19 protein-coding genes are annotated in these 26,904 nt (G+C 74.8%); 5 read left to right on the forward strand and 14 right to left on the reverse strand.

Annotated features, from left to right (window positions below; translation table 11 throughout):
- The first annotated feature begins 198 nt into the window (after nucleotides 1-198).
- Nucleotides 199-858 (forward strand): transglycosylase family protein, encoded by a 660-nt coding sequence (locus tag ABT015_RS26490; protein WP_350883233.1) that lies wholly within the window; start codon nucleotides 199-201, stop codon nucleotides 856-858.
- A gap of 75 nt (nucleotides 859-933) precedes the next feature.
- Here the strand turns inward: ABT015_RS26490 and ABT015_RS26495 are convergent, their stop codons facing one another.
- The 3 genes from ABT015_RS26495 to ABT015_RS26505 form a co-directional block, all read right to left on the reverse strand.
- Entirely contained in the window at nucleotides 934-2,937 is a 2,004-nt protein-coding gene (locus ABT015_RS26495; RefSeq protein WP_350883235.1) for an APC family permease, read from the reverse strand.
- Between the two features lie 248 nt (nucleotides 2,938-3,185).
- Entirely contained in the window at nucleotides 3,186-4,781 is a 1,596-nt protein-coding gene (locus ABT015_RS26500; protein ID WP_350883237.1) for a multicopper oxidase family protein, read from the reverse strand.
- Nucleotides 4,782-4,879: 98 nt separating this feature from the next.
- Nucleotides 4,880-5,290, reverse strand: a complete 411-nt coding sequence (locus ABT015_RS26505) for a DUF6153 family protein (protein WP_350883239.1) — start codon at nucleotides 5,288-5,290, stop codon at nucleotides 4,880-4,882.
- Nucleotides 5,291-5,511: 221 nt separating this feature from the next.
- Between ABT015_RS26505 and ABT015_RS26510 the strand changes: the two genes are divergently transcribed.
- Nucleotides 5,512-5,913 carry a YccF domain-containing protein gene (locus ABT015_RS26510; protein ID WP_350883241.1) on the forward strand — a complete coding sequence of 134 codons (402 nt, stop codon included), beginning with the start codon at nucleotides 5,512-5,514 and terminating at the stop codon, nucleotides 5,911-5,913.
- Nucleotides 5,914-6,043: 130 nt separating this feature from the next.
- Here ABT015_RS26510 and ABT015_RS26515 read toward each other — a convergent pair whose 3' ends face one another.
- The 7 genes from ABT015_RS26515 to ABT015_RS26545 all read right to left on the reverse strand — a co-directional run bounded on the left by ABT015_RS26515 (nucleotide 6,044) and on the right by ABT015_RS26545 (nucleotide 16,655).
- Entirely contained in the window at nucleotides 6,044-7,675 is a 1,632-nt protein-coding gene (locus ABT015_RS26515; RefSeq protein WP_350883243.1) for an AMP-binding protein, read from the reverse strand.
- A gap of 140 nt (nucleotides 7,676-7,815) precedes the next feature.
- On the reverse strand, nucleotides 7,816-8,055 hold the full coding sequence (locus ABT015_RS26520; protein WP_063346586.1) for a chaplin: 240 nt from the start codon (nucleotides 8,053-8,055) through the stop codon (nucleotides 7,816-7,818).
- Between the two features lie 92 nt (nucleotides 8,056-8,147).
- Nucleotides 8,148-8,573, reverse strand: a complete 426-nt coding sequence (locus ABT015_RS26525; protein WP_350883245.1) for a hypothetical protein — start codon at nucleotides 8,571-8,573, stop codon at nucleotides 8,148-8,150.
- Nucleotides 8,570-11,137 (reverse strand): Hsp70 family protein, encoded by a 2,568-nt coding sequence (locus tag ABT015_RS26530; RefSeq protein ID WP_350883247.1) that lies wholly within the window; start codon nucleotides 11,135-11,137, stop codon nucleotides 8,570-8,572. The genes ABT015_RS26525 and ABT015_RS26530 overlap by 4 nt, the downstream gene beginning before the upstream one ends.
- A gap of 45 nt (nucleotides 11,138-11,182) precedes the next feature.
- Complete coding sequence (gene grpE, locus ABT015_RS26535; RefSeq protein ID WP_350883249.1) at nucleotides 11,183-11,974, reverse strand: nucleotide exchange factor GrpE; 792 nt, start codon at nucleotides 11,972-11,974, stop codon at nucleotides 11,183-11,185.
- Nucleotides 11,971-12,396 carry a hypothetical protein gene (locus ABT015_RS26540; RefSeq protein ID WP_350883251.1) on the reverse strand — a complete coding sequence of 142 codons (426 nt, stop codon included), beginning with the start codon at nucleotides 12,394-12,396 and terminating at the stop codon, nucleotides 11,971-11,973. Before ABT015_RS26540 ends, grpE begins: the two co-directional genes overlap by 4 nt.
- A gap of 128 nt (nucleotides 12,397-12,524) precedes the next feature.
- Nucleotides 12,525-16,655 (reverse strand): tetratricopeptide repeat protein, encoded by a 4,131-nt coding sequence (locus ABT015_RS26545; protein WP_350883253.1) that lies wholly within the window; start codon nucleotides 16,653-16,655, stop codon nucleotides 12,525-12,527.
- 242 nt (nucleotides 16,656-16,897) lie between these two features.
- On the opposite strand from ABT015_RS26545, the gene ABT015_RS26550 reads away from it, so the two are divergent.
- The gene (locus tag ABT015_RS26550; protein WP_350883255.1) at nucleotides 16,898-18,688 is read left to right on the forward strand and encodes a protein kinase domain-containing protein; all 1,791 of its coding nucleotides are present in this window, start codon (nucleotides 16,898-16,900) and stop codon (nucleotides 18,686-18,688) included.
- Nucleotides 18,689-18,837: 149 nt separating this feature from the next.
- On the opposite strand, the gene ABT015_RS26555 is transcribed toward ABT015_RS26550, so the two are convergent.
- From ABT015_RS26555 to metF, 3 genes are all read right to left on the reverse strand, one after another.
- Entirely contained in the window at nucleotides 18,838-21,078 is a 2,241-nt protein-coding gene (locus tag ABT015_RS26555; protein ID WP_350883257.1) for a heavy metal translocating P-type ATPase, read from the reverse strand.
- A gap of 204 nt (nucleotides 21,079-21,282) precedes the next feature.
- Entirely contained in the window at nucleotides 21,283-22,446 is a 1,164-nt protein-coding gene (locus tag ABT015_RS26560; RefSeq protein ID WP_350883259.1) for a permease, read from the reverse strand.
- Nucleotides 22,447-22,551: 105 nt separating this feature from the next.
- Nucleotides 22,552-23,493 carry a methylenetetrahydrofolate reductase [NAD(P)H] gene (gene metF, locus ABT015_RS26565; protein WP_350883261.1) on the reverse strand — a complete coding sequence of 314 codons (942 nt, stop codon included), beginning with the start codon at nucleotides 23,491-23,493 and terminating at the stop codon, nucleotides 22,552-22,554.
- Nucleotides 23,494-23,743: 250 nt separating this feature from the next.
- Here metF and ABT015_RS26570 point away from each other — a divergent pair, with 250 nt between their 5' ends.
- Entirely contained in the window at nucleotides 23,744-24,076 is a 333-nt protein-coding gene (locus tag ABT015_RS26570; RefSeq protein ID WP_350883263.1) for a heavy-metal-associated domain-containing protein, read from the forward strand.
- A 312-nt stretch (nucleotides 24,077-24,388) separates the two neighbouring features.
- Complete coding sequence (locus ABT015_RS26575; RefSeq protein WP_350883265.1) at nucleotides 24,389-25,600, forward strand: cytochrome P450; 1,212 nt, start codon at nucleotides 24,389-24,391, stop codon at nucleotides 25,598-25,600.
- A 75-nt stretch (nucleotides 25,601-25,675) separates the two neighbouring features.
- On the opposite strand, the gene ABT015_RS26580 is transcribed toward ABT015_RS26575, so the two are convergent.
- Nucleotides 25,676-26,884, reverse strand: a complete 1,209-nt coding sequence (locus ABT015_RS26580; RefSeq protein WP_350883267.1) for a Dyp-type peroxidase — start codon at nucleotides 26,882-26,884, stop codon at nucleotides 25,676-25,678.
- Between the last annotated feature and the right edge of the window lie 20 nt (nucleotides 26,885-26,904).

Raw genomic sequence — 26,904 nt, forward strand, 5'->3', positions numbered from 1 at the left:
CGCGCGGCGGCACCGGTCCTTACGGTTCCGGGACGCCGGGCGGGGCCGGATGGCCGCGGGCCGGCAGGGTGGTCCGGGGCGGCCGAGCGGGTGACTTGCCGGACGTGTCGGCGGCGGCGCGCCCCACCCGGCGTGCATCGGTTGGTGTGCGCCGCCTCCGGGCGGTGCGCGCCCTGTTCCCGAAGCTGAGAGCCGCCGATGCCTCCCACCGTTCGTCTTCGCCGCCTCGTCCCCGCCGCCCTGTGCGCGCTCGCCGTGGCCCTCACCGCTCCCGCGGCCCAGGCCGCTCCCCCGGGCCGCGGCCCGGGCACCGACCCCGGCGGGGGGTACGACGGCGGGAGGTACGACTGGGAGGGCGTGGCCGCCTGCGAGAGCGGCGGCAACTGGCACGTCAACACCGGCAACGGCTACTTCGGCGGCCTCCAGTTCGACACCCCCACCTGGCGCGAGAACGGCGGCCTCGCCTACGCCCCGCGCCCCGACCTCGCCAGCCGCGAGGAACAGATCGCGGTGGCCCAGCACCTCGCCGGGCGGCGCGGCCTCTCCCCCTGGCCCGCCTGCGGCGCCCGCGCCACCCGGGGCCACGAGCGCGAGCGCGGCGCCGCGCTGCCTCCGCCGCCACCCGCGCCCGCGCCCTCACCCTCGCCCGCGCCCTCCGCTGACAGCAGCAGCGACCGGGCCGGCGTCGAGGCCGGCGACGGCGGGTGGACGGTCCGCGAGGGCGACACCCTGGGCGACGTCGCCGAGACCCTGCGCGTGCCCGGCGGCTGGCCCGCCCTCTACGCGCTCAACCGCGCCGCCATCGGCGACGACCCGGACTTGATCCTGCCGGGCACGGTGCTGCGCCTGCCGTCCTGACCCGGCCCCCGGAAAACCGTCGGCCCGCCCGGTCCTGTGCGACCGGGCGGGCCGACGACGTGGTGCGGCGGAGCGTCAGCCGACGTGGACGCGCGGGCGGCGGCTGCGGTCGGGCTCGGCCTCGCGCAGCACCTCGCGGGTGACCGGGGCCACCTCGCCCTGGCCGAACAGGAAGAACCGCAGGAACTGGGCGAAGGGGTTGCCCTCGGTCCACTCGAAGTAGAGGTGCGGCTGCTGCCCGGTGCGGTCCCGGATGGTGAGGGCCAACGCGGCGATCGCGTTCGGGATGCTGGAGCTCTCCAGCGTCAGCACCCGGTAGCGGCCGTGCAGCACCTCGCCGCGCACGGTCAGCACGGTCTCGAAGTCGGAGGCGTCCCGGACGGTCACCTCGACGAAGACCAGGTCGTCCTCACCGGGGATGTCGTTGTCGGCGCGGATCTGGCGGATCTTGTCGCGGTACTCGGCGACGTCGCGGTGGGTCGGCTCGTTGGCGATCAGCCGCAGCGGGCGGTGCGCGTAGTCCCTGACGAAACGTTCCGCCACGTCGTCCAGCACCACATCGGTGACGCGCAGCTCGAAGGCGCGGCGCAGCCGGGAGAGCAGCGACACCAGGATGATGCCGGCGATGAAGCAGGCGCCGATCTTCAGACCGTCCGGCCGCTCCATGCAGTTCAGCACGGTGGTGTACAGGAAGATCGCCGCGATGATCGCGAAGGCGGTGGTCCAGCCCCGCTGCTTCGCCTTGTGCGCGGCGATGGTGACGGCGATGGCCGCCGAACTGATCAGCACCAGCACGCCGGTCGCGTACGCGCCGCCCTGGGCGTCCACGTTGGCGTCGAACAGCCAGGTGACCAGGAAGCCGATCAGGGTCAGCACGATCACCATCGGCCGCACCGCGCGGGCCCAGTGCGGGGCCATGCCGTAGCGGGGCAGGTAGCGCGGCAGCAGGTTGAGCATGCCCGCCATGGCGGAGGCGCCGGCGAACCAGAGGATGGCGATGGTGGACAGGTCGTAGACGCTGCCGAAGGTGCCGCCCAGGTACTCGTGGGCCAGGTAGGCGAGGGCGCGGCCGTTCGCGTCGCCGCCGGGCTTGAACTGGTCGGCCGGGATCAGCAGGGTGGTGATGAAGCTGGTGGTGATCAGGAAGCAGCTCATGATCACGGCGGCCGTGGTGAGCAGCTTGCGGGTGCCGCGGATCCGGCCGGTGGGCTTCTCCTCGGTGTCGTCCGGGTCCCCCTCGATGTGCGGCATCACGGCGACGCCGGTCTCGAAGCCGGACAGGCCGAGCGCCAGCTTCGGGAAGACCACCAGCGCCACACCCACCATGATCACCGGGTTGCCGTGCTGGGCGGTCAGCGCAGTGGTCCAGTCCGTGACCACGTGCGGCGCCTCGATGATCTTCCAGATGCCGACGGCCACCACGACCACGTTCAGCGCCAGGTAGACCCCGACCAGGGCCACCGCCAGGCCGATCGCCTCGCTGAAGCCCTTCAGGAACACCGCGCCGAGCAGCGCGACCAGGATCAGCGTGATCAGCACCTGCTTGCCGCCGAGGACGCCGGTCAGGTGCGGGTTCTCCACCAGGTGCGCGCTCGCGTCGGCGGCCGACAGGGTGATCGTGATGAGGAAGTCCGTCGCCGCGAAACCGAGCAGCGCCAGGACGAACAGCTTGCCCTTCCAGAACGACAGCAGCCGCTCCAGCATCGCGATCGAGCCCTCACCCCGCGGGCTCTCCTGCGCGACCCGCCGGTAGACCGGCAGCGCGCCCAGCAGGGTGACGACCACCAGCACGATCGTCGCGATCGGCGACAGCACCCCCGCGGCCAGGGCGGCGATGCCCGGCTGGTAGCCGAGCGTGGAGAAGTAGTCCAGGCCGGTCAGGCACATCACCCGCCACCAGCGCTGGCCCTTGTGCGCGCCGGAGTCCCCCGCCTGCGCGCCGCCCTGCGAACCGTCCTGACCGGCCTCCCCCGTGGCCGGCCCGTCCGCCGACACGCCCTCCAGCAGCCAGCCCCGCAACCGTATTCGCGCCGACGACGGCTCCGCCGTCGCCGCCTCCGTCGAACCCGACGAAACCACCTTGCACCTCTTGTTAAAGACCCCGTAAAAGCGCCGTCGGGCGACGGCAGTGCGACAGGCTATGCGACCGGCGTTAAGGACGCGTCATCGCCCCGCGTTAAGAAAACGTCATTGCTCCGCAGGTCGCGGCGGGTGGTGCGGCCGGTGGTGCGGCCGGTGACAGTGCGCCCGCGACGGGGCTCCGAGCGACGGCAGGACGGCGCCGGGGCAGGGCCGTTCCCCCGCCCCGACGCCGCGTGCCGCGAAGGTCAGGCCCGGTAACCGAGGACGGTCATCATGCCCGTCTCCGCGTGGTAGACGTTGTGGCAGTGCACCATCCACAGGCCCGGGTTGTCGGCGTCGAAGTCGACGGCGAGCGTCGCGCCCGGCAGCACGACCGCGGTGTCCTTGCGGGGCCCGTCACCGGGCAGCGCGAAGGTGTGGCCGTGCAGGTGGACGGGGTGCCACATGCTCGTGGTGTTGCGGAACTCCAGCCGCACCCGCTCCCCCGCCGCCACCGGGTGGCGCTGCGCCGGGTCGTACCGGCGGCCGTTGAACGCCCAGTCGGCCTTCGCCATGCCGCCGGTGAGCTCCAGCCGCACCGTCCGGTCCGGCGCCCTGGCGGGCAGTCGCACGCTCGGGTCGGCCTTGAGCCGGGCCGCGCCGAGCAGCCTGCCGTCCAGCTCCGCCGGGCGCACCGAGGCGTCCGGCGCGGCGCCGCCGCCGCTGCGCAGCAGGGCGAGTGCGGAGGCGTTCTTGCCCTCGGCGAGCGCGGTCAGCGGGAACACGCCGTCCTGGACGGTCACCAGCACGTCGTAGCGCTCGCCCATGCCGAGCAGCAGCGCCTGGGTGGTGGCCTGCTCGACCGGGAAGCCGTCGGTGTGGGTGACGGTCAGCTCGTGGCCGCCCAGCGCGACCCGGTAGGCGGTGTCGCCGCCCGCGTTGATCAGCCGGATCCGGACCCGGTCGCCGGGCTTGGCGGTGAAGGTCTCGGGCGCGGTGGCGAGCCGGCCGTTGGCCAGGTGGAACGGGTAGCCGACGTCGCCCGCGTCGCCGCCGAGCAGCGCGCTGCGGGCACCCATCAGCATCCGGGACGGGCCGGTGGCGGCGGGGTCCGGTGCGGCACTCGGGGTGCCGCCCATGGCTGCCATGTCGTGGCCGCCCGTCGCCGGGTGGTCCATCCCCGCGTGGTCCATCCCGCCCATGCCCCGGGCGAGTTCGGCGAGCACGGCGTCCGGGGTGCTGCCGTCGACCCCGTCCACCCAGTCGTCCAGGACGACGACCCACTCCTTGTCGTAGCGCAGCGGCTCCCTCGGGTCCTCGATGATCAGCGGCGCGTACAGGCCGCGGTCCTGCTGGACGCCGGAGTGCGGGTGGAACCAGTACGTCCCCGGGTGGGCGAGCGCGAAGCGGTACTCGAAGCCGGCGCCCGCCCGCACCGCGTCCTGGGTGAGCCCGGGCACGCCGTCCATGTCGTTGCGCAGCGCGAGGCCGTGCCAGTGCAACGAGGTGGGCTGCGGCAGGTGGTTGGCGAGACTGACGGCGAGCGTCTCGCCGACCGTGGCGCGCACCTCCTGGCCGGGCAGGCGGTCACCGTACGCCCAGCTGCGGACGGTACGGCCGCCCAGGTCGAGCGTCGTCTCGGTGGCGGTGAGCGCGACCTTGCGCTCCGGCCCGGGCCCGCGCCGCGCCTCGGCGGCGGCGACCTCGGGGCCGCCCGGCGCGACGAAGCCGCCCGGGGTGGTGGGGGCGGCGCCCCCGTGGTCCATGCCCTTCATCGGATCGGCGGAACAGGCGGCGAGCAGACCGGTGCCGGCGGCGGCGAGCGCCGCGCCGAGCACGGTACGACGGGTGGGTGTGCGCATGACGGAGTGCACCTCGTGCGGTGGGTGTGGGTGAGCAGGACGTCGCGACGGCCGTCCCGCCCGCGCCGGAGCGCGGCCACGGGGCGGCCGGCGTACGCCTACTGACGCAGCACCGACAACCGGGCGAGGAGGATCCGGCCGCCCCCGGGCGGCGGCAACGCGCGAACGGCCCGCAGCAGCCGGGCCCTCACCTCGGCGGCGGCGTCACCGCTGTGCCGCAGCAGGGGGCCTGCGACAAGGAGCAGCAACGTCCATCCGGCGAGCACGGCCAGACACACCGTCATCGGATCCATGCCGTCGGCCGCGGCGGTGTGCGCCGTCTCCCCGGCGCCCGCCGGGTGACCGGCGCTCACGGCGTGCCGTGCCGACCCGTGGTCCGTCCCGTGCTCCACCCCGTGCCCGCCGGTGGCCGGATGGCCGAGCGTGTGCATCGTCACGATGCCGAGCAGGAGCGCCGCGAGCAGCAGCAGGCGCAGGGCCCGGGGGACGGCCGGACGCGGCTCCGCCATCGTCCACCTCCCGACCGACCCGCCACCAGTTACCCCCACAGGGTATCCCGAGCCACACCCCCCAACCGCCCCGGGGCAGGTCACCCGGCCCCCTTCCGCCTCCACCCGCGCCGACCCCGGAACAAACCCTGAGGAACGTCCCCTAAGGGCGTAGACGCGCCCGGCGACGGGCATGGCTGGATCGTGGAACCCCGAGCAGCAGCCGTGAGAAGGTGTCGGCCATGAAGGTGATCGAGTTCGTCCTCAATGTCATTTGGCTGATCTTCTGCGGTATCTGGATGGCTATCGCCTATACCGTCGCCGGAATCATCTGCTGCGTACTGATCGTGACCATCCCGTTCGGCATCGCGTCGTTCCGGATCGCCGGGTTCATACTGTGGCCGTTCGGACGCACGACCGTGGAGAAGCCGGGTGCCGGGGCGGCGTCCTGCGTCGGAAACGTCATCTGGCTGATCTTCGCGGGCTGGTGGCTGGCGATCGCGCACCTGGTGACCAGCATCCCGCTGTTCCTGTCGATCATCGGCATCCCGTTCGGCTGGGCGAACCTCAAGATGATCCCGATCTCCCTCATGCCGCTCGGCCGCGAGGTCGTCCCCACCGACCAGGCCTGGGGCGCCCGGTAACCGCAGGAGAGGCAGCCGCAGGAGAGAACGGCCCCGGGCCGGCGGAGGAACCGCCGGCCCGGGGCCGTTCGGCGTGTGCGGGCGGGCTCGGACCGGGCGGCGGCGGTCCGGCGACCGGTTGCGGGGCGGTTCAGAGGCCGAGCAGGCGCACGGCCTCGGCGCGCATCTCGACCTTGCGGACCTTGCCGGTGACGGTCATCGGGAACTCCTCGACCACGTGCACGTACCGCGGGATCTTGACGTGGGCGAGCCGGCCGGCGCAGAAGGTGCGGACGGTGTCGGCGGTGAGCGGCTCGGCGCCCGCGCGCATGCGGACCCACGCCATCAGCTCCTCGCCGTACCGGGCGTCGGGCACGCCGACGACCTGGACGTCGAGGACGTCGGGGTGGGTGTACAGGAACTCCTCGATCTCGCGCGGGTACAGGTTCTCGCCCCCGCGGATGACCATGTCCTTGATCCGGCCGGTGATGGCGAGGTAGCCGTCCCGGTCCATGACGGCGAGATCGCCGGTGTGCATCCAGCGGGCGGCGTCGACGGCCTCGGCGGTGCGCTCGGGCTCGCCCCAGTAGCCGAGCATGACGGAGTAGCCGCGGGTGCAGAGTTCACCGGGCTCGCCGCGCGGGACGGTCCGGCCGGTGACCGGGTCGACGACCTTGACCTCCAGGTGCGGGCCGACCCGGCCGACGGTGGAGACCCGGCGGTCGACCGTGTCGTCGGCACGGGTCTGGACGGAGACGGGCGAGGTCTCGGTCATGCCGTAGCAGATGGCGACCTCGGCCATGCCCATCCGGCCGATGACGTCCTTCATCACCTCGGCCGGGCAGGGGGAGCCCGCCATGATGCCGGTGCGCAGGCTGGTGAGGTCGTGGCGCGCGAAGTCCGGGTCGGCGAGTTCGGCGATGAACATGGTGGGCACCCCGTACAGCGAGGTGCAGCGCTCGGCGGCGACGGCGGCCAGGGTGGCGCCCGGGTCGAAGGAGGGCGCGGGGATCACCGTGCAGGCGCCGTGGGAGATCGCCGCCAGGTTCGCCATCACCATGCCGAAGCAGTGGTAGAACGGCACCGGGACGCAGATCCGGTCCTGCTCGGTGTAGTTGAGCAGTTCACCGACGAAGTAGCCGTTGTTGAGGATGTTGTGGTGCGACAGGGTCGCGCCCTTGGGGGAGCCGGTGGTCCCGGAGGTGTACTGGATGTTGATCGGGTCGTCCGGCGCCAACTCCCGCTGCCGCTGCGCGAGAAGGCCTGGGTCGGCGCGGCGCCCGGCGGCGAGCAGGGCGTCCCAGTCGGGGCCGCCGATCAGCACTCTGCGCTCCAAATCGGGGCACCGGGGCCGCACTTCCTCGATCATTCCGGCGTAGTCGGAGGTCTTGAAGCGCTCGGCCGCGACCAGCAGGCGGATCCCGGCCTGATCGAGCACGTACGCCAATTCGTGCGAGCGGTACGCGGGGTTGATGGTGACCAGGATCGCGCCGAGCTTGGCGGTGGCGTACTGGGTGAGCGTCCACTCGGCGCAGTTGGGCGCCCAGATGCCGACCCGGTCGCCCTTGGCGATGCCGAGGTCGAGCAGACCGAGTGCCAACGCGTCGACGTCGGCGGCGAGTTCGGCGTACGTCCAGCGGCGGGCGGTGGCCCGGTCGATCAGGGCGTCCCGTTCGGGGAAGGCGCGCACGGCGCGGTCAAGGTTCTCCCCGATGGTGTCGCCGAGCAGCGGCACGTCCGAGGTGCCGGAGGCGTAGCTGCGCGGGGTCGGCGTGGTCGGCACGTTCTGGCTCCTGGGTGGGCGCGTGCGGGTCGGCCCCCATGGTCTCCACCGCGCGCCCCGCGCCGCCACCCCCGAACGGGGGTGCGGACACGATGCTGGGGCCGCCCGCCGGGGTTCGGCGGACGGCCCCAGCAGTCGGGTCAGCCGTTGATGCAGGTGTTGCCGAAGGCCGGGTTGAGGATGCTGATGATGCCGATCGAGTTGCCGCAGACGTTGGCCTCGAGGTTGATCGGGATCTGGATCTGGTTGCCGGAGAGCACGCCGGGGGAACCGAACGCGACACCGTTCGCGGTCGCGTCGCCCGCGGCGGCGGTGCCGGCACCGGCCAGAACGGCCACGGCGGCGAGGGCGGTGGCGGCGAGGGTGGTACGAATACGCATTGCGTCACTCCTTGTGAGGGCAGCGAACATCCATGTGACGAACACACTCGCACCGATCGAACTCGATGGCAGGCCGGGAACGGCCGAATTGGTCACTCAGAGGGCGTGTCGCCCTCCCGCTCCCCCGGCTCCGGCCCCGCGGACCCGGACGCGCTCACCCGTTCCAGCAGGTCCCGGGCCGGTTCGAGCCCCGGTTCGGCCGCCACCGCGCGGTGCAGCAGTCCGAGCGCGAACGCCCCGTCACCGGCCGCCAGCGCCGCCAGCGCCCGGTTGTAGTCGATCCGGGCGGCGTAACGCAGCCGGAACAGCACGCCGAGATCCTCCCGGCAGGACGGGCAGCGCAGGCCCTGCGGGTCCGCCGGGACGGCGCACTGCGGGCAGAGCACCTCGATCGGCGCAACCTCGGCGGCCCTCCCGCCGATCGGGTGCACGCCGGCCGGGGACAGCTCGGACGGGTACACCCCGGACGGTGGTACCTCGGACGGAGTCAGGTCGGACGGAGTCACGTGGGAGCTCATCGCGGACCGGCCTCCTCCGGGCGGACCGGGCCGAGCGACTCCGCGAGCGGCTCGCTGCCCAGCTCCCGCTGCGCCTGCGCGTACAGCGCCAGCAGCGCCGAGCTGTGCTGGTTGGCGGCCTCCATGTTGGCCGACTCCACCGCCTCGTCCAGCCCGCGCAGCTCGGCCATGATCCGCTGGGCCAGCGCCGGCGAGACCATGTTCTGGTTGACGTAGACGTTGCACATGGTGAGCATCCGGAAGGTGTGCCCGAGCGAGTCGCACAGCTCGTCGGCCCGCTGGGCGGCGCGCATGGCGCCCTCCCAGTCGGCCGCCTCGCGGCGCAGCCGCAGGTCGGCGGCCACCGACCGCAGCCGGTCGAGGTCGCTCGGGTCGAGGTGCTTCTCGCAGTAGTGGATGAACAGGCTGAGGTACGCCTCCGAGCCGCGCACCCAGCGCTGGGCCTTGAGCTGGCGCTGGGCCCGCTCCAGCGCCTCGTCCACCGACTGGCCGCGGGTCTGGCCGGCGGCCAGGTCGTCCAGGCTGTCCATGAGGCGCTGCGCCTCGCGCATCTCGGCCTCGGTGAGCTCGCCGCCCCAGCGGTCGGTGAAGGTCTCGATCTGCCGCTGCTGTTCCTCGACCTGGACCTTGAGCTCGGGGTCGAGGGTGACGCGCTCCAGCTTGACGGTCTTCTCGTCGCCGCCCTGGATCCGTACCGACAGGGTGATGGTACGGTCCCGGTCGAGGCCGAAGGACACCTCCACCGGGGTGCGGCCGCCGAGCCCGGCGGGCAGCCGCAGGGTCAGGTGGCCGATCAGCTCGTTCTGCTGGGCGATCTCGTGCTCGCCCTCGTAGACCGCGATCTCCAGCCGCTGGCGGCCGCTGCCGGAGACCACGAACTCGCGGCTGACCGGCGAACTGGTCGGGTAGCTGGTGTTCTTGGGGATGATGACGGCCAGCCGGCCGTCGTTGAGCTCGATGCCGAGGTTCTTCGGGGTGATGTCGAACGGGTTGGTGACCTGCATCAGCTCGCCGCAGCCCTGGCAGGTCTCGCTGCCGGGCGGGTTGACCACGCCGCAGGCGGCGCAGCGCAGGCCGACGTCCTCGGCGGCGGTCGAGGCGGCCTTGGTCTGCCCGGGTACGGCGGAGTCGAGTGCCTCGCCGCACAGTTCGCAGGCGGTGACGCCGGGGGCGGCGGGGGTGCCGCAGCGCGGGCAGTTGTCGCCGCGTACGGCGGTGGCCGCCTGGGACTGCGCCGGGATGGCCGCGCCGGCGGCCGAACCGCCGAGATCCTGACCGCACTTGGGGCAGGCGGTGGCCTCGGCGTCGACCGGGAGGTGGCAGCCGGTGCAGGAGACCCGGGGCCCGCCGAGCAGCGTGGTGGCGCAGTTGGCGCAGTTGGAGGCGGAGAGGTCGCCGGGGGCCCGGCACTCGGGGCACTCCACCTCGCCGACCAGCGCGGACTGCACGGCCGCGCCGAGCGCCACGCACTGCATCGGGTTGACGCCGCGCCGGATCCGGCGCGGCCCGAAGACCTCGCCGAGCCGCCGGGCCACCAGCGGGATCGCGGTGGAGCCGCCGACCAGCACCACCTCGTCGATGTCCCCGACGGTGAGGTTGGCCTGCATGATGGCCTTGTGGGTCAGCTCGATGGTGCGTTCGATCCGGGCCTCGATCAGCTCCTCGAAGCGGGCCCGTTCGAACTCCGTCTCCAGCACCAGCTGGCCGGCGCCGAGGCCGGGCAGGATCACCTCGGAGGCCTCCTGGTGGGAGAGCTCGATCTTGATGGTCTCGGCCGTGGAGGCGATCTTGGGGCGGTCCCGCAGGTCCGGCTGGTAGTCCGCGCCGTACTCCTCGCGGATGTCCTCCAGCAGCGCGGTGGTGATGGCCCGGTCGAAGTCGTCGCCGCCGAGCAGGTTGTCGCCCTCGATGCCGAGCACCGAGACCGAGCCGGGCACCAGCAGCAGGATGGAGATGTCGAAGGTGCCGCCGCCGAGGTCGTAGACCAGGACGGTCCGGCCCTCGTCGCCGGCCTCGGAGGTGATCCCGTAGGCGAGCGCGGCGGCGGTCGGCTCGTTGATGATCCGCAGCACGTGCAGGCCGGCCATCCGGCCCGCCTCCTGGGTGGCGGCGACCTGCCGTTCTCCGAAGTACGCGGGGACGGTGATGACGGCCCGGTGGAAGGGCTCGCCGAAGCGCTGCTCGGCGTCCTCCTTGAGGCGGTGCAGGATGATCGCGGAGATCTCGATCGGGGTGTAGGAGCGGCCGTTGAACCAGACGTTGACGTCGCCGTCGGTGCCGGCCGTGACCTTGTAGTCGACCTCCTTGAGGGCGGCCTGGACCTGCGGGTCCTTGAACTTGCGGCCCATGAAGCGCTTCACCGAGCGGATCACGTTGGCGCCGTCGATGGCGACCCGGCTGCGCGCCGTGGAGCCGACCAGCAGTTCGCCCTTGCGGCCGCTGCCGACCACGGAGGGCGTGGCCTCCTGGTTCTGCCGGTTGAAGATGATCTGCGGCTCGCCCCGGCGCAGGTGGGCCACCACCGAGTTGGTGGTGCCCAGGTCGATGCCGAGTGTGCGGTACATGTCGTTCCCCTCTTGCCCCTCGTGTCTTGCCCCTCGTGGTCCTGGCTACTTCTTCCGCTTGCGCCGGCTGCCCGCGGCCGTTCCCTTCCGGCGGGCCCGGGGCGGGGCCGCCGTGGCGCGGGTGGCGGGGTTCACCGGCGCGGCGGCTGCTTCGGGGCCGCCGTCCTCGCCTTCGGCTTCCGTGGGCCCGGTGTCCGTGGGCCCGGTGTCCTCGGGCCCGGCGGCCGCTGTCTCACGACCCGGCGCCGCGGCCTGCTCCGGTGCGGGCTTCAGGGCCCGCTCGACGTCCTCCGCGAGGACCGGCTCCCCCGCCGGGGCGGGCATCGGGGCAGGCTCGGGCACCGGGGCGGGCTCGGGCACCGTGGCCACGACGACCTGGGCGCGGCGCAGCACCTCCTCCTCCCAGAAGAACCCGGTGACCACCGTCCGGACGACCGTCTCCGGTGCCACCCCGGGGCGCGGCTCGGTGCCGACGATCTCGGTCAGCGCAGGGTCCGCCGCCAGCCCCTCCAACCGCATCGGGCGCACCCCGGCCTTGGCGAGGCGGCCGAGCAGCCGCCGGCGGGTGGCCTCGATCCCGGTGCCGCGCCCGAGCAGCACCAGTTCCCGGTCCAGGCCGAGCGCGGCGAGGGCGTCGTCCACCTCGACCAGGATGCCCAGCAGGTCCCGCTGGGTGGCCCGGGCGGTCTGCGCCTCCTCGGCCCGCAGGCGCTGCAGGAGGGAGGCCCGGTACAGCAGTTGGCTGAACGCCTGGTCGAGGTCGACCTCCAGGGCGCGCTGCGGGACGTCCAGCGGCCGGTGGCCGTCGGGCGCGGGAGCGGTCGGCGTGTCGGTCATTCGGGTACCTCGATCTGCGGCAGCACGGACAGGTCGGCCGCGTAGCGGGCGGGGACGGGCGGTTCGGGGTCGGCGCCGCCGGGGGCGGGTTCGGCGAAGTCGGCCGCCGCCTCGGCCCGGTGCAGCACCAGGAGGGCGGCGGCGGGCGGCAGCGGCGGGCGTTCGACGACCAGCAGCGGTTCGGCGAGGGCGGGCGCCAGCAGTTCGGCGGCCTGGTCGACCGGCTCCGGCGGCAGGGGGCGCTGGAGGTCCAGCTCCAGCCGCCGGTCGGGGTTGCGCAGCAGGGCGGCGGCGTCCTGGATCTGCTGGCGGCTGTAGCGGCCGGCCTTCATCGCCGGGCCGACGGCGAGGTTGATCTCGCGCACGCCGGCCGTGAGCGCAACGCCCAGGACCTCGTACGGCGACGGTTCGTGCAGTGGCATGGCGGGCGGCTTCTCTCCTCACGGCTGACGATTGCTCAGGAGTTGGTTGTGGCTCGGGGTTTGGCTGCGGCCGCGGATCAGGGACGGACGCATGGGCTACGACGACGGCGGCGGCTCCGCGGTTGCCGTCAGCGCAGTGCGCCGATCCTCCGCTGCAGGGCGCGCAGGTCGCGGTCGTCCGGGTTGTACTCGACGGCCTGGCGGATCAGCGAGCGGGCCTCCCGGAACTGGCGCAGGTTGGCCCGGCTGACGGCGTAGGAGCTGTAGACGACGCTGAGTTCGACGTGCAGCTTGGCGACGTCCTCCGGGGCGCGGGACAGCGCGAGCGCCTCCGACAGCAGCCGGATCGCGTCGGGGTAGCGGTGGGCCTCGTAGTGGCCGATGGCCTCGCCGCGCCAGACGCTGACCATCAGGCGCCGGATCTCGGCCGAGTCGTCGTAGGACCTGGCCTTCTGGAGCATGGCGGCCTGGGTGGTGAACGGGCTGCTCTGGAGGTTGTCCAGCATGTGGTTGGCCAGCATCACGGCGACCCGGCGCGGGGCCTCCTCCTCGGTGTCGCCGTCCCATTCCGGGTCGGCGCGCAGGGCTTCCGCCATCCGGGCGACGGCGAGGGCGCGGTGGTCCGCGAAGGCGGCGATGCGGGAGAGGTGGCGCAGCACGAAGGCGAGGCCGAGCCGGTGGTCCGGGTCGGGGTTGAGCGCGATCAGCTCCCGCCACGCGTCGGCGGCCTCCTCCAGTTCCGCTTCGGGGGCGTCGGGGCGGCTGAGCTGGCTGGCCCGGTTGCCGAGGGCGGCCTCCAGGAAGTGGACGGCGGTCGGGTCGCCGGGGGCGAGTTCCATGCTCTTGCGCAGCAGAACCAGGGCGCGGGGGTAGTCCTTGTCCTCGTTGTTGATCTTGCGGGCCCACTGGGCGTAGGTGGCACCGAGGTCGCCGCGCACCTCGGGGTGGTCGGGGGCCAGCGCGAGGGCCTTCTCCAGGAGTTCGGTAGCGCCCGCCTGGTCGTCGTCGCTGCTCTTGAGCAGGGCGCGGGCGGCCCGGACGCCGGACTCGGCGGCGATCGCGGGCGCGTCGGCGGGCAGCACGGCGCCGGGCACGGCCCGGGCGCGGGTGAGGCAGTCCAGGGCCTCGCGCCAGTCCTGGTTGCGGTGGTGCTCGCGGGCCTCGCTGACCAGGCTCTCGCCGAGCAGGTCCCGCCAGCCCGTCCCGCGTTCGGCCTCGGGCACCGCGTCCAGGGCGCCGACGGCGGCGGCCTGGCGGCCCTGGAGGAGCAGGTAGCGCTGCGGGCCGAGGTCGCCGAACAGGCCGAGGGCCCTGGTCAGCGGGTGCCCGTCGGGGGTTTCCGGTCGCCGCCAGGCCCGTACGGCCTCGTCGAACCCGGCCGCCCAGGCGGCGAGTTCGGGCTCCTGGCGGAGCAGCCGGTCGAGTGCGGGGCCGAGGGCGAGGCGCCGGGCGGGGCGGCCGGGCAGGGTGATCCGGACGTCCTCCTGGGCGAAGGCGTCGGCGCTGTGCGCCTCCATCCCGAGGCGCAGGGTCCAGGCGGTGACCTCGTCGCCGGTGCGGCCGGCGGCCCGGTCCAAGGCGCGCAGGTCCTCGCGGAGGCGGTCGGTGAGAGCGCTGCGGGCGGTGGACATCCGCTGCGGTTCGGCCGGGCGGCCGGTGATCCGGGCGGACTCCGCCCACAGGTCGGGCTGGTGCAGGGCGGCGACCAGGCAGCCGAGCGTCCAGGTCCAGATCCGCTCGTCCGGGCCTTCCGGGGTTTCCGGGCCCGTCTGGAGGGAGACCGCGAGCCGGTAGCCGGCCAGGCCGAGCGCGTGCAGCAGTCGGGGGTGGGCCGGGTCCTTGAGCAGCAGGGCGCGGTAGCCGTCCCAGGCCTCGCGGTGGCGGCCCTCGACGGCGTGCTGGTGGGCCTCGTGCTCGGCGAGCAGGACGAGCGCGGCGGCGGCCTGCGGTCGGCCCGGGGCGAGGGTGAGGGCCTGGCGCAGGTCGACGGCCGCGCGTCCGGGCTCCCCGGCGTCGAGGGCGGCCCCGGCCCGGCGGATCAGGACGGCGCCGCGCGCGGCGGCGGCGTCCGCCGGAAGGTCGGCCAACGCCTCATCCAGTCGGCCGAGTTCGGCCCGCAGCAGGGCGAGGTCCAGCCGTACGGGCGCGGCGGCGGGGCTGTCGCCGAGGGCCTGCGCCCAGGCCGCGAGGACGGGTTCGGCCTGCTCGGGCACGCCGGCCCGGCGGGCGCAGTCCAGGACGGCGCGCAGCGCGGGGCCTGCGCAGCGCACGCAGCGCGGCGAGGCGCCGTCGGTGGGGCCGTGCAGGTGGGCGGCGCAGACCTCCCGGCCGCAGCCGGCGCAGGCACCGGTGGCGGGGGCGGGGCAGACGGCGCAGCCGGCCGTCGCGGGCGGGGGCTGCGGCGGTTCGGAGGTCTGGCCGGCGGTCAGAAAGTGGCGGTACCAGTCCAGTGCGGCGGCCCAGTTGCCGGCCCGTTCGGCGAGCAGCGCCCGCAGCCGGGCGAGAGCCGGGTCGCCGGCCGGGTCGGGGGCGAGCGGGGCGAGCAGGGCGATGGTCTGGACCGGACGGCCCGTCAGCAGGGCGGCAGCGGCCAGGTGGTAACGGTCGCGCGGCCCGGTGGCGGCGTCGAGCAGGGTGCCCAGCGGTTCGGTGGAGCCCCCGGCCAGGGCGAGGGCCGCGCGCAACCGGGCCTGCCGGTGGGTGACGGAGCCGGCCAGGGTGTCGGCGAGGGCGAGGGCGGCGGCGGCCCGCGCGCGCGGTTCGGGCCGGTCGCGGCCGGTGATCAGCAGGTGCGCGGCCTCGCGCAGGGCGGCCTCGCGCAGCGCGGCCCGGTAGCCGGGGGCGGCCGGGTGGTCGGCGGCGGCCTGCTGCCAGAGCTCCCGGGCGGCCACCGGGTCGCCGGCCAGCCGGGTGCGGGCGAGCCGGTCGCGGGCCAGGGCCTGCCGTTCGCGCAGGTCCTCGTCGTGCAGCGGCTCCCAGCGGGCCAGGGCGCCGGCCGGGTCGTCGGTGCGGGCGAGGGCGAGACCGTGGTGGAAGGCGGCGATCCGGGCCCAGCGGGAGTCCGGTTCGACGTCCGCCTCGGCACCGAGCACGGGCGCGGCCTCGGCGGCCTGCCCGGCGGCGAGCAGGGCCGCGCCGAGCCGGACCCGGGCGGGGCGCCAGTCGGGGGCGAGGCCGAGGCCGGTGCGGTAGTCGGCGGCCGCCTCGGCGGGGCGCGCGGCCCGCTCGTGCACCAGGGCGAGGCCGAACCGGGCCGGGGCGAAGGAGCGTTGGACGGTCAGGGCGGCGGTGAACTGGTCCCGGGCCTGGTCGTCGGCGCCGAGCAGCAGGGCGAGCCGGCCGAGGGCGTAGCGGGGGCGGGGATCGCCGGGAGTCTCGGTGGCGGCGGCCGCGAGGTCGGACCAGGCGGCGTCGGTGGCGCCGAGCCGCTGCCGGGCCAGGCCCCGGAAGAGCAGGCTCTCGGTGCGCAGCGCCGGGCCGCGCCCCCACGGGGAGGGCTCGCCGGGGCCACGGCGCAGCGCCTCGTCGAAGGCGGCGACGGCGGGTTCGTCCCGGTGCAGGGTGAACAGCTGGGCGCCCCAGCGGAACCAGAGTTCGCCACTGCCGCCGGGGGCGGACGCGGCGAGCAGGGTCTCGGCCTCGGCGGCGCGGTCGGTGCCGCGCAGCAGGGCGGCCCGGGCCAGGACCGGCCAGTCCCGGCCGGGCAGCGCGGCCAGCGACCGGGTGGTGGCGCTCTCGCGCTGCTCGGGGGAGCCCTCGCGGCAGCGCCGCTGGAGCCAGTCCGTGGCGCGGGCGGCGGCCGCGGCCTCCTCGCCGGGTTCGGCGCCGCCGGCGGTGGCCTGGAGGAAGGCGAGCAGCGGCCCGAGGTCGCCCTCGGGGGCGGATATCCGCTCCTCGGCGAGGCGGTGCAGGCTCCACCGGGGCAGTTGCCGGGCCGGGTCGGCGAGCAGCGGGAAGGCCTCGCGGTGCAGGGCGAGGGTGGCCTGCCGGTCGCCGGTGGGGACGGTGGCCTCGGCCTGGCCGAGCAGGGCGAGGCCGCGTTGCGGGCGCAGTTCCTCGGGGCCGGCGGCGAGCCGTTGGGCGAGACGCGCGTAGCGGCGACGGGCCTGTGGGGCCTTGCCGGCGGCGAGCCGTTCGGCGGCCGCGGCCAGTGCCTTGGCCACGGCCTGGGCGTCCAGGCTCCGTCGGCGGCGGGCCAGTACGACGGCTGCCGCACCGGCCAGTGCCACCACGACCAGCAGCACCGCGAGCTGCACCATGCACCGTCCCCCTGCGCTTGGAAATACGCCACTCGATGATCAACACGCGGTGTGTGAACATGACTTGACGCCGTTTCGATGTTGCTCGGGCGCCCATCAGAATAGGCCCTCCACCGGACAGACGAACAGAATCGAGCACTATCCTGGGCGACGCAGCGGAAGCGGTGCGAGAACCACCGCGCGGGAACCGGTCCGAGGCCGGGTCAGGGCGAACAGGCCAACAGGGACCAGTCGGGGGATGCGTGTCCGAGTCGCGTTGGGTGCCCGGGCTCCGGTTCGGGCCGGAGTTCGACCCCGAGCAGTACGAGCTCCTGGAATTCCACCACCGGGGCGGCGAGGCCGAGGTGTGGCGGGCGGTGCGGACCGGCCACAGCGGGCTCAAGGAAATCGTCGCCGCGAAGATCATGCTGGAGCGCGACCCCTCCGAGGTACGGCGCTGGCTCGGCCGCTGGGACGACGTCTCGCACAACGCCCACCGCCTGGGCGTGACGGACCTGGTGGTGCCCAGCTTCCTGCTCGGCCCCTCCCCGCACCGGCCCGGCGCCGCGCCCTCCGCCGGGCTGCTCGGCTACCAGATTTCCCCCTGGGTCGAGGGCGTGCCGCTGCACACCTGGGCCCGCACCCAGCGCGGCGGCCCGGCGGCGGTGGCCGAAGTGCTGGCCCGGCTCTGCCGGATCGTCGACGAACTGCACCGCAAACGCTGGGTGCACCGCGACATCTCCCCCGCCAACGTCCTGGTGGACGCCCAGAACCAGGTCAAGCTGATCGACCTGACCTTCCTGGCCCCGCTCGACCACACCCTCACCGTCGCGGTGTTCACCCCCGGGCACGTCCCGCCGGAGGCCGAGCAGGTCGGCGGCTTCCCCACCACCGCCAAGGACCTGTTCGCGGTCGGCACCCTCGCCCGCACCCTGCTGCTGCCCGACCACGGCCGGCTCGACCACCGGCTCGCCGCCGAACAGGCCCGCGCCGAACTCCTGGCCGCCGGCTACGGCGAGGACCTGGCGCGTTGGGCCTGCGAACCGCTCGCCCGCGAACCGGACCGCCGCCCCTCCCCGCTCGGCCCCTGGGTGGGCCGCGGACGCGAACTCCTGCGCTCGCGCCGGCCGGTGACGCGCACCGCCGGCCTGGCCGTCCTGCCCGACCGGGCCGGCCGGCCGCTGCTGGTCACCGGCGGCGCCGACGGCACCGCACTGGCCGGCCCCGGACACCACGGTCAGCGCCTGCCGGCCGGCCAGGGGCCCGGCCCGGTCCGGGAGTTGCTGGCCGGCTGGGCCGGCGGCCAGGGCGAACTGGTGGTCTGCGCCGAGGACCGCGGCGGGACGCTCTGGGTCGGCACCTCGGCCGGCTGGTGGGAGGCCGCGCGCGGCGTCAGCGGGCTCGCCGGTGCGGTCGACTCCGCCGGGGAGATGACGGTCTGGACGGCGGCCGGTGGCGCCCTGCGCTCCTACCGCTGGGCGCCCGGCCGCACCCTCACCGGCCAGGAGCTGCCCGGCTGCCCGGCCGACCGGGTGCTCGCCGCCCTGGAGGAGCGGGCCGGATCCTGGCTGGTCCTGGTCGAGCACCGGGAGCGGGTGCTGAGCTGGCGACCTGGCTCGGCGCGGGGCCCCGCCCCGCTGGGGCCGCCCGGCGCCCTGCGCGCCGGGGCGCTGGCCCGCACCTCCGCCGGCCCGCAGGCCGCCACGCTGCGCCCGGACGGCTCCGTGCAACTGCACACCCTCGGCGCGGCCGGCCCGGCCCCCGAGATCGGCGACGGCGAGCCCTCCCTCGGCGTCGCGATGGCCGGCCACCGGGGCGGCCCGACGGTGGCGCTGGCCGGCGCGGGCGGCGTCCGGCTGCGGCTGCCGGCCGGCGGCGCCTCCCGGCGGCCGCGCTGGTGGCGGCCGACGCTGCGCCCGGCCACCCGGGTCGCGCTCGCGATGGGCGAGGACTGGCGGCTGTGCCTGGCCGCGGTGGTGGAGGGCGAGTTGCAGTGCTGGCAGGAGGACGCGGCGTACCGGTGGCAGGCGGTGGCGCTGCCCGAGCAGGGCTGAGCGGGGCTGCGCGGGCCTGAACGGGGCTGAGCGGGGCTGCGCGGGCCTGAACGGGGCTGAGCGGGGCTGAGCGGAACGCGCCGGGGCCCCGGAACCTGGTGCGGTCCGGGGCCCCGGCGGCTCGGGTGGGTCCAGCAGGATGGACGGGCTCAGCGGAAGCGGCGCAGCCGCAGGCTGTTGCCGACCACGAAGACCGACGAGAAGGCCATCGCGGCCCCCGCGATCATCGGGTTGAGCATCCCGGCCGCGGCCAGCGGCAGGGCGGCGACGTTGTAGCCGAAGGCCCAGAACAGGTTGCTCTTGATGGTGGCCAGGGTCTTGCGGGAGAGCCGGATGGCGTCGGCCGCCGCCAGCAGGTCGCCGCGGACCAGGGTGAGGTCGCCGGCCTCGATCGCGGCGTCGGTGCCGGTGCCCATCGCCAGGCCCAGGTCGGCCTGGGCGAGGGCGGCCGCGTCGTTGACGCCGTCGCCGACCATCGCCACGACCCTGCCCTCGGCCTGGAGCCGCTTGACGGTCGCCACCTTGTCCTGCGGCATGACCTCGGCGATGACGTGTTCCGGAGCGATGCCGACCTCGGCCGCGACGGTCTCGGCGACCGCCCGGTTGTCGCCGGTCAGCAGCAAGGGGGTCAGGCCCAGGCCGCGCAGCCGGGCGATCGCCTCGGCGCTGGTCGGCTTGACCGCGTCCGCGACCTCCAGGACGGCCCGGGCCTCGCCGTCCCAGCCCACCGCGATCGCGGTCCGCCCGGCCGCCTCGGCGGCGCGCTTGGCCGCGGCCAGGCCCTCCGGCAGGTACTGCAACCAGTCGTTCAGCAGCGCCTCCCGGCCCGCGACCACCGCGTGGCCGTCGACCACGCCCTGGACGCCCAGGCCCGGCACGTTCTCGAAGCCCTCGACCGCGGGCAGTCCACCGGCCTCGGCGGCGGCGGTGGCGATCGCCCGGGCGATCGGGTGCTCGGAGGCGTGCTCCAGGGCGCCGGCCAGGCGCAGCGCCTCGGCCTCGTCGACGCCCTCGGCGGTGTGTACGGCGAGCAGGGTCATCCGGCCGGTGGTGACGGTGCCGGTCTTGTCCAGGACGATGGTGTCGACCTTGCGGGTGGACTCCAGCACCTCCGGGCCCTTGATCAGGACGCCCAGCTGGGCGCCGCGGCCGGTGCCGACCAGCAGCGCGGTCGGGGTGGCCAGGCCCAGGGCGCACGGGCAGGCGATGATCAGCACCGCGACCGCTGCCGTGAAGGCCGCGGTCCAGCCCTCGCCGGTGCCCAGCCAGTAGCCGAGGGTGGCCACCGCCAGGACGATCACGATCGGGACGAAGACGGCGGAGATCCGGTCGGCGAGGCGCTGGGCGGCGGCCTTGCCGTTCTGCGCGTCCTCGACCAGCCGGGCCATCCGGGACAGCTGGGTGTCCGCGCCGATCCGGGTGGCCTCGACGACCAGCCGGCCGCCGGCGTTGACGGTGGCGCCGGTGACCTGGTCGCCGACGCCGACCTCGACCGGTACGGACTCGCCGGTGAGCATCGAGGCGTCCACCGCCGAGGCCCCCTCGACCACCGTGCCGTCGGTGGCGATCTTCTCGCCCGGCCGGACCACGAACCGGTCGCCCACGGCCAGGCCGCCGACCGGGATCCGGACCTCGGCCCCGCCGCGCAGCACGGTGACGTCCTTCGCGCCCAGTTCCAGCAGCGCCCGGAGCGCGGCGCCCGCGGTGCGCTTGGAGCGGGCCTCGAAGTAGCGACCGGCCAGGATGAAGGCGGTGACGCCGGCCGCCGCCTCCAGGTAGATGTTCGACGCGCCGTCGCTGCGGGCGATGGTCAGCTCGAAGCCGTGCCGCATGCCCGGCATCCCGGCGTCGCCGAGGAACAGCGCCCACAGGGACCAGAGGAACGCGGCGCCGGTGCCGAGCGAGACCAGGGTGTCCATGGTCGCGGCGCCGTGCCTGAGGTTGGTCCAGGCGGCGCGGTGGAACGGCCAGGCGGCGTAGGTGACCACCGGCGCGGCCAGCACCAGCGACAGCCACTGCCAGTTGTCGAACTGCAGGGCCGGGACCATCGCCATCGCGATCACCGGCACCGCGAGCGCCACCGCCGTGACCAGCCGCTGGCGCAGCGGGGCGAGTTCGTCGGCCGACTCGGCCTGCCCGGCCGGGCCTTCGGCGGCCGGCGGCTTCGGCAGCGCGGCGCTGTAGCCGGTGGCCTCGACGGTGGCGATCAGGTCGGCGACGTCGACGCCCGCGGGGAAGGCGACCTTCGCCTTCTCGGTGGCGTAGTTGACGCTCGCCGAGACGCCGTCCATACGGTTCAGCTTCTTCTCGATGCGGGCCGCGCACGAGGCGCAGGTCATGCCGCCGATCGAGAGTTCCACCTCCGTGGAGGCGGGTGCCTGGGTGGTCATCGTTGCTCCTCGTGACAGTCGTCGTCCCGGGGACGTACTGAGCGTCCCCGGCCCGGCCTTCATACCCTAGGGGGGTATCGGTCGGCGTCGAGTTCCTTTATACCCCCCAGGGGTACCCAGAACAAGCAGATACCCCCACTGGGTATCTTCCGGATCGGCGATCCGCCCCGCCCGAAACCCCCGGGAGGTACCCACCGCCGGGCGTCAGCGCAGGTCGCGCCGGTGCCCGTCCCCGGCCGCGGGCTCGCCGCCCATCATCCGGAGCATGGCGCGGCCGCCGGTGCGCAGGAAGCGGGCGAGCAGGGCGGCGGCGAGGAGCAGGAAGACGATGTTCAGCCAGGTGGTGTAGTTCCACTCGATGCCCGCCATCGGGATCTCGGCCTCGCGCTGGTCGGGGACCAGGCCGAGCGCGCCGAAGAGGAACTCGACGGTGTAGCCGGCCACCACCATCGCCGCGTAGAAGGTGCCGAGCAGGAACAGGGCCGTCCGGCGGCCGTAGTACTTCCGGTAGATGTTGAGGATCGGCAGGATCAGCAGGTCCGCGAAGATGAACGCGACGACCCCGCCGAAGCTGATCCCGCCCTTCCACAGCACCACCGCGAGCGGCACGTTGCCGATCGAGCAGACGAAGGACGCCATCGCCACCACCGGGCCGACCAGCGGACCCCACAGCCGCCCGGCGAGCGGGTGGTCGGCGAAGAAGAAGGCCTGCCAGAAGGAGTCCGGCACCCAGGCGGCGATGGCACCGGCGATGAGCAGCCCGAGGACGAGGTCCTTGAGGATGGCCGCCCACTCCATCACGAACACGTGCGACACGGCCGTGACGCCCTGCCGGGACAGCAGCCGCCGGACGAAGGAGCCCTCCCCGGCGACGGACATGTCCATCGCCGCGTGGCCCTCCATCGAGCCGGCCAGGCCGCGTTCGGCCTGGGCGCGGGCCTCGCGCAGCAGCCGGTCACGCAGCAGCAGCCGGAAGAGCAGGGCGAGGACGAGGATCATCACCGGCCCGCCGACGAACTCGGCCGCCGTGAACTGCCAGCCGAGCAACAGGGCCAGGATGATGCCGAGTTCGACGACCAGGTTGGTCGAGGCGATCTCGAAGGCCATCGCGGCGGTGAAGTCCGCGCCCTTGCGGAACAGCGAGCGGGCGAGGGCCACGGCCGCGTACGAGCAGGAGGAGGAGGCCGCGCCGAGGAGCGCGGCGACGCCGAGGGTGCGGGGGCGGTCGTCGCCGAGCAGCCGGACGACGGTGGACTTGCGGACGACGGCCTGGACGACGGCGGAGAGCAGGAAGCCGAGGATCAGCGCCCAGGTGATCTCCCAGGTCATCGATCCGGCGATGGACAGCGCGTGCAGGATCGCGTGCATGGTGGGTCCGCCTTCCCTGGTGCCCCGGGTTCGCCAGCGCCGAGCACCATATACCCGTACCGGGTATCACCCCTCGCACCTCGCCGGGGGCCCGGCGCTCCCCCGTCAGGCCGCCGCCGGCGGGGCCGAGGACTGTGCCGGCCGGTGCAGCCCGAGGTTGCGGTGGATCTCCAGGGCCGCGGTGGAGCGGTTCAGCGTGATGAAGTGCAGGCCGGGCGCACCCTCGCGGAGCAGACGCTCGGCCATCCGGGTGGCGTGGTCGACGCCGATGCGGTGCGCGGCCGGCCGGTCGCCGCGGGCCGCCTCCAGCCGTGCGGCCAGGCCCGCCGGGAAGGAGGCGCCGCTGAGTTCGGCGAAGCGGGCGATCTGGCGGACGTCGGTGGCCGGCATGATCTCCGGGATGACCGGGGTGTCGCAGCCGGCCCCGGCGAGCCGGTCGCGCAGCCGCAGGTAGTGCTCGACGTCGAAGAACATCTGGGTGACGGCGTAGTCGGCGCCCGCCCGGCACTTGGCGACGAAGTGCCGGATGTCGTCCGCCCAGTCCGCCGAGCGCGGGTGGCACTCCGGGAAGGCCGCCACCCCGACCGTGAACGCGCCGCAGCCCTTGACCAGTTCGACCAGTTCGGCGGCGTGCCGCAGGCCGCGGGGGTGCGGCTGCCAGACGCCGTTCGGGTTGCCGGGCGGGTCGCCGCGCAGGGCGAGGACGTCGCGGATCCCGACGTCCGCGTAGCGGCGCAGGACGGCCTGGAGCTCGGCGGTGGAGTGGCCGACGGCGGTCAGGTGGGCCACCGGCCGCAGCGTGGTCTGGGCGGCGATCCGCTCGGTGGTCTCGATGGTGCGGTCGCGCGAGGAGCCGCCGGCGCCGTAGGTGACGGAGACGAAGGTCGGCGCGACCGCCTCCACCCGCCGGATCGCGGCCCACAGGGCGCGCTCGCCGGCATCGTCCTTGGCCGGGAAGAACTCGAAGGAGTACGTCCGCTCGCCGGCCGCCAGGATCTCGCGCAGTCCGCGCGGGCCGCGCGCTCCGGGTCGGGTGGTGTGGTCCATGGGGTGTCACCTCGGGTGCTGGGGTCGGCCGCCTGCCGGCGCCGGCCGCCGGGATGCGGGCGGCCGCTCCCACCCTGCCGAAAGGGCGCAACGAGAGTGCCACAAGGATCGGTTGACGATTGCTGGAGCCCGTTCGCGGCCGTCGCAGGCGACGCCCTCAATTACCCCTGGGGGGTATGGTACGTTCTCCAGGCGAAGCGGCCGACCGCACCCGCGGCCGGCGCCCGGCACTGATGACAGGAGCACCCCCATGTCCGAGACCGCCGTCACCGTCGAGTCCCCCGCCACCGGGACCACTGCCGAGACCACCGCCTCCTGCTGCGGCTCCTGCGGCACCGGCGCCACCGAAACCCCCGCCACCGGGACCGCCGGGCGGGCCGTCTTCCAGGTCAAGGGCATGACCTGCGGCCACTGCGTCACCTCGGTGACCGCCGAGCTGCGGAAGATCGACGGCGTCACCGACGTCGCCGTGGACCTCGCCACCGGCAAGGTCACCGTCGACAGCACCGTGTCGCTCGCCGACGAGGCCGTCGCCGCCGCCATAGACGAGGCCGGCTACGACCTGGTCGGCCGCCTCGGCTAGGTCCTGCCGGCCGAACGCCCCCGACGGCGGGACCGTCGGGGGCGTTCGGCTTACGGGGTGGGGGTATGCCCGGCGGGATACGGGCCGGGCGGGCGGTCAGACCCGGTCGAGCGGGCGGTGCGGGCCGGTCGGCGGCTCCACCGAGATCGCGTCGCCGGGATGGACCGGTCCACCCGGTGAAACCCTGACCGGGGGAGGTGAAATCGCTACCATCGGGACCAACGGGACAAGCAGCAGCGGAATCCAACGATCTACGTAAATAAGACAGTTGGATTCTCATCCCGCGCCGGACCACCGACCCCGAGGGGACCCATGTCCACCGCCGCACCCGCCCTCCCCCCGTTGCACCGACTCCCCGTCACCCCCGCGCAGGCGCCCCACCCCACCACCCTCCCCGACGGCACCCCCGCCTGGCTGGTCACCCGCTACCACGACGTCCGCCAGACCCTCACCGACCCCCGCTTCACCCGCGACGACCTGGCCGCCGTCGGCACCCCCGGCGGCGGCGCCGACGTCTCCAGCAACCCGGCGTCGATGTTCAACCAGGACGGGCCGGAACACCGCCGGCTGCGCAGCACCGTCCAACGGGCCTTCACCGCACGCGCCATCGCCGGCTGGCAGCCCTGGGTCGCGGAGAGCGTCCAGCAGGCCGTCGACGCCCTCGCGGCCGGCGGCACCCCCGCCGATCTGGTCACCGCCTTCACCCGGCCGGTGCCCTTCGCCGTCACCGGCCGCCTGATGGGGCTCGACGGCGACGGCCCGGACCGCCTCGACGAGCAACGGCTCCGCCGCTGGACCAGGGCGATCCTCGCCGACGGCACCCCGGACGACAGCGGCGACGCGGCGGACGGCGCCCTGGACCCGGCCGAGGCGCTCGCCGAATACGCCGCCTACACCGGCGAGTTGATCGCCCGCCGCCGCCACCACCCCGGCGAGGACCTGGTCAGCCGCCTCGTCCAGGCCGCCGACCAGGACGGCGGCGTCCCCGAGGAGTCACTCGTCTACCTGGTCTGCGGGCTCACCGCCAGCGGCAACGAGAGCGTCACCGGCGCCCTCGGCAACGCCCTCGTCTACCTGCTCGGCGAACGCCCCGAGCACTGGCCCCGCCTCGCCGATCCCGACACCACCGAACGCGTCACCGAACGCCTCCTCCACTTCATCCCGCTCGGCGACGACGAGGCCACCACCCGGCGCGCCACCGAACCGGTCGACCTCGGCGGCGTCCGGATCCCCGCCGGCGCCGTCCTCGCCGTCAGCCTCGGCAGCGCCAACCGCGACACCGCCGTCTTCCCCGACGGCCTCGACGCGGGCCTCGACCACCCCCTGCCCGCCCCGACCCTCGCCTTCAGCGCCGGCCCCCACTACTGCCTCGGCGCCTGGCGGATGCGCCTGGAGATGCGCGAATCCCTCCGCCGCCTCGCCACCGCCCTCCCGGGCCTGCGCCTCACCACCCCCATCGACCGGCTCACCTGGCAACTCGGCACCACCACCCGCAGCCCCGCCCAGCTGCCGGTCACCTGGTAGCCGGGGGCGCCGGGCCGCCCGCGGCGAGCAGCCCGCGACGGCTTCGGGCCGTCGCGGGCAAGCCCCCTGCCCCCGTCAACCCCAGAGCTGCTCGCCCAGGGTAGCGCCCTCGGGGGCGCCGGGCAGGACGTAGGCGACGGCGGAGGCCTGGTGCTGGAGGAACGGGTTGAGGGCGTCGCGGGTGGCGAGGCGGGTCTGGACGCGGGTGAACTGGGCGGGGTCGCGCATGAAGGCGCAGAAGAGCAGGCCGCGGTCGTCCGGGCCGTCGTCGTAGCTGTAGCCGCGGCGGAGCATGCGTGCGCCGCCGTCGAGGCGGGGGCTGCTGAGCCGGACGTGGGCGGTGGCGGGGATGACGTAGGAGCCGTCCGGGTTCTTGGCGTAGACGTCCGGTTCGTCGTGTTCGGCGCTGCCGGTGAGCGGGGCGCCGTCGCCCGCGCGGCGGCCGATGACCAGGTCGCGCCGGTCCGCGGGGAGGGCCGCGAAGGCGGCGACGTCCATCCGGATCCGCCGGTAGACCAGGACGGTGCCGTTCTCGTGCGCCCCCGCCGGGCCCCAGACCCACTGCCGGGCGGTCGGCTCGTCGGGGTTGGCGGTGCCGTCCTTGAAGCCGAACAGGTTGCGGGCGGTGGTGCCCGGGGCGGTGGCGGGCAGGAAGCCGGACTGGGCCCAGCGGGGCGCGGCCCCGGCGGCGCGGGCGGCGGCGGTGGCGAGTTCGGCGACGACGGTCAGCGTCCAGCGGTCGGCGCCGCAGAGCTGGAGGAGGACGTCGCCGCCCCCGCGCGCCGGGTCGAGGCGGTCGCCGGCGAAGGCCGGCAGGTCGGCGAGCGCGGTCGGGACGTTCAGGCCGAGCCGGGCGGCGAGGTCGGGGCCGACGCCCACCAGGCTGGTGAGCCGGGCCGGTTCGGCGCCCTGGAGCCGCAGGTCCGGCGAGGTCCCGGCGGTCGCGTCGGCCAGCAACCGGGTGAGGTCCGCGAGCAGGCCGCGCAGGGCGTCCCGGCCGCCGGCGGTGGTCGCGGGTGCGAGGTCGAAGGCCAGCAGCTGGGTGGCGGGTTGCGGCGGTGTGGTCACGCCGGCCTGGCGGGGGCCGTGGAAGAGGGGTGCCGGGCCGGGTGGCGGGGCCGCCGGGTGCGGCGCCGCGCCTTCGTGGCCGCCGTGCGCCAACGCCTGGACGCCGGCGCCGAGTCCGGCGGCGAGCACCGCTCCGGCCGCGAGCAGCGCCCTCCGCTCGACACCGGGTCCGGCGGCTTCCGTCTGTTTCCGCACTTTTCCGGTTTCGGCATGCATGGGCGACATTGGAGACGATA

It is taken from the genome of Kitasatospora sp. NPDC094016 (assembly GCF_040304045.1).
Lineage (GTDB): Bacteria > Actinomycetota > Actinomycetes > Streptomycetales > Streptomycetaceae > Kitasatospora.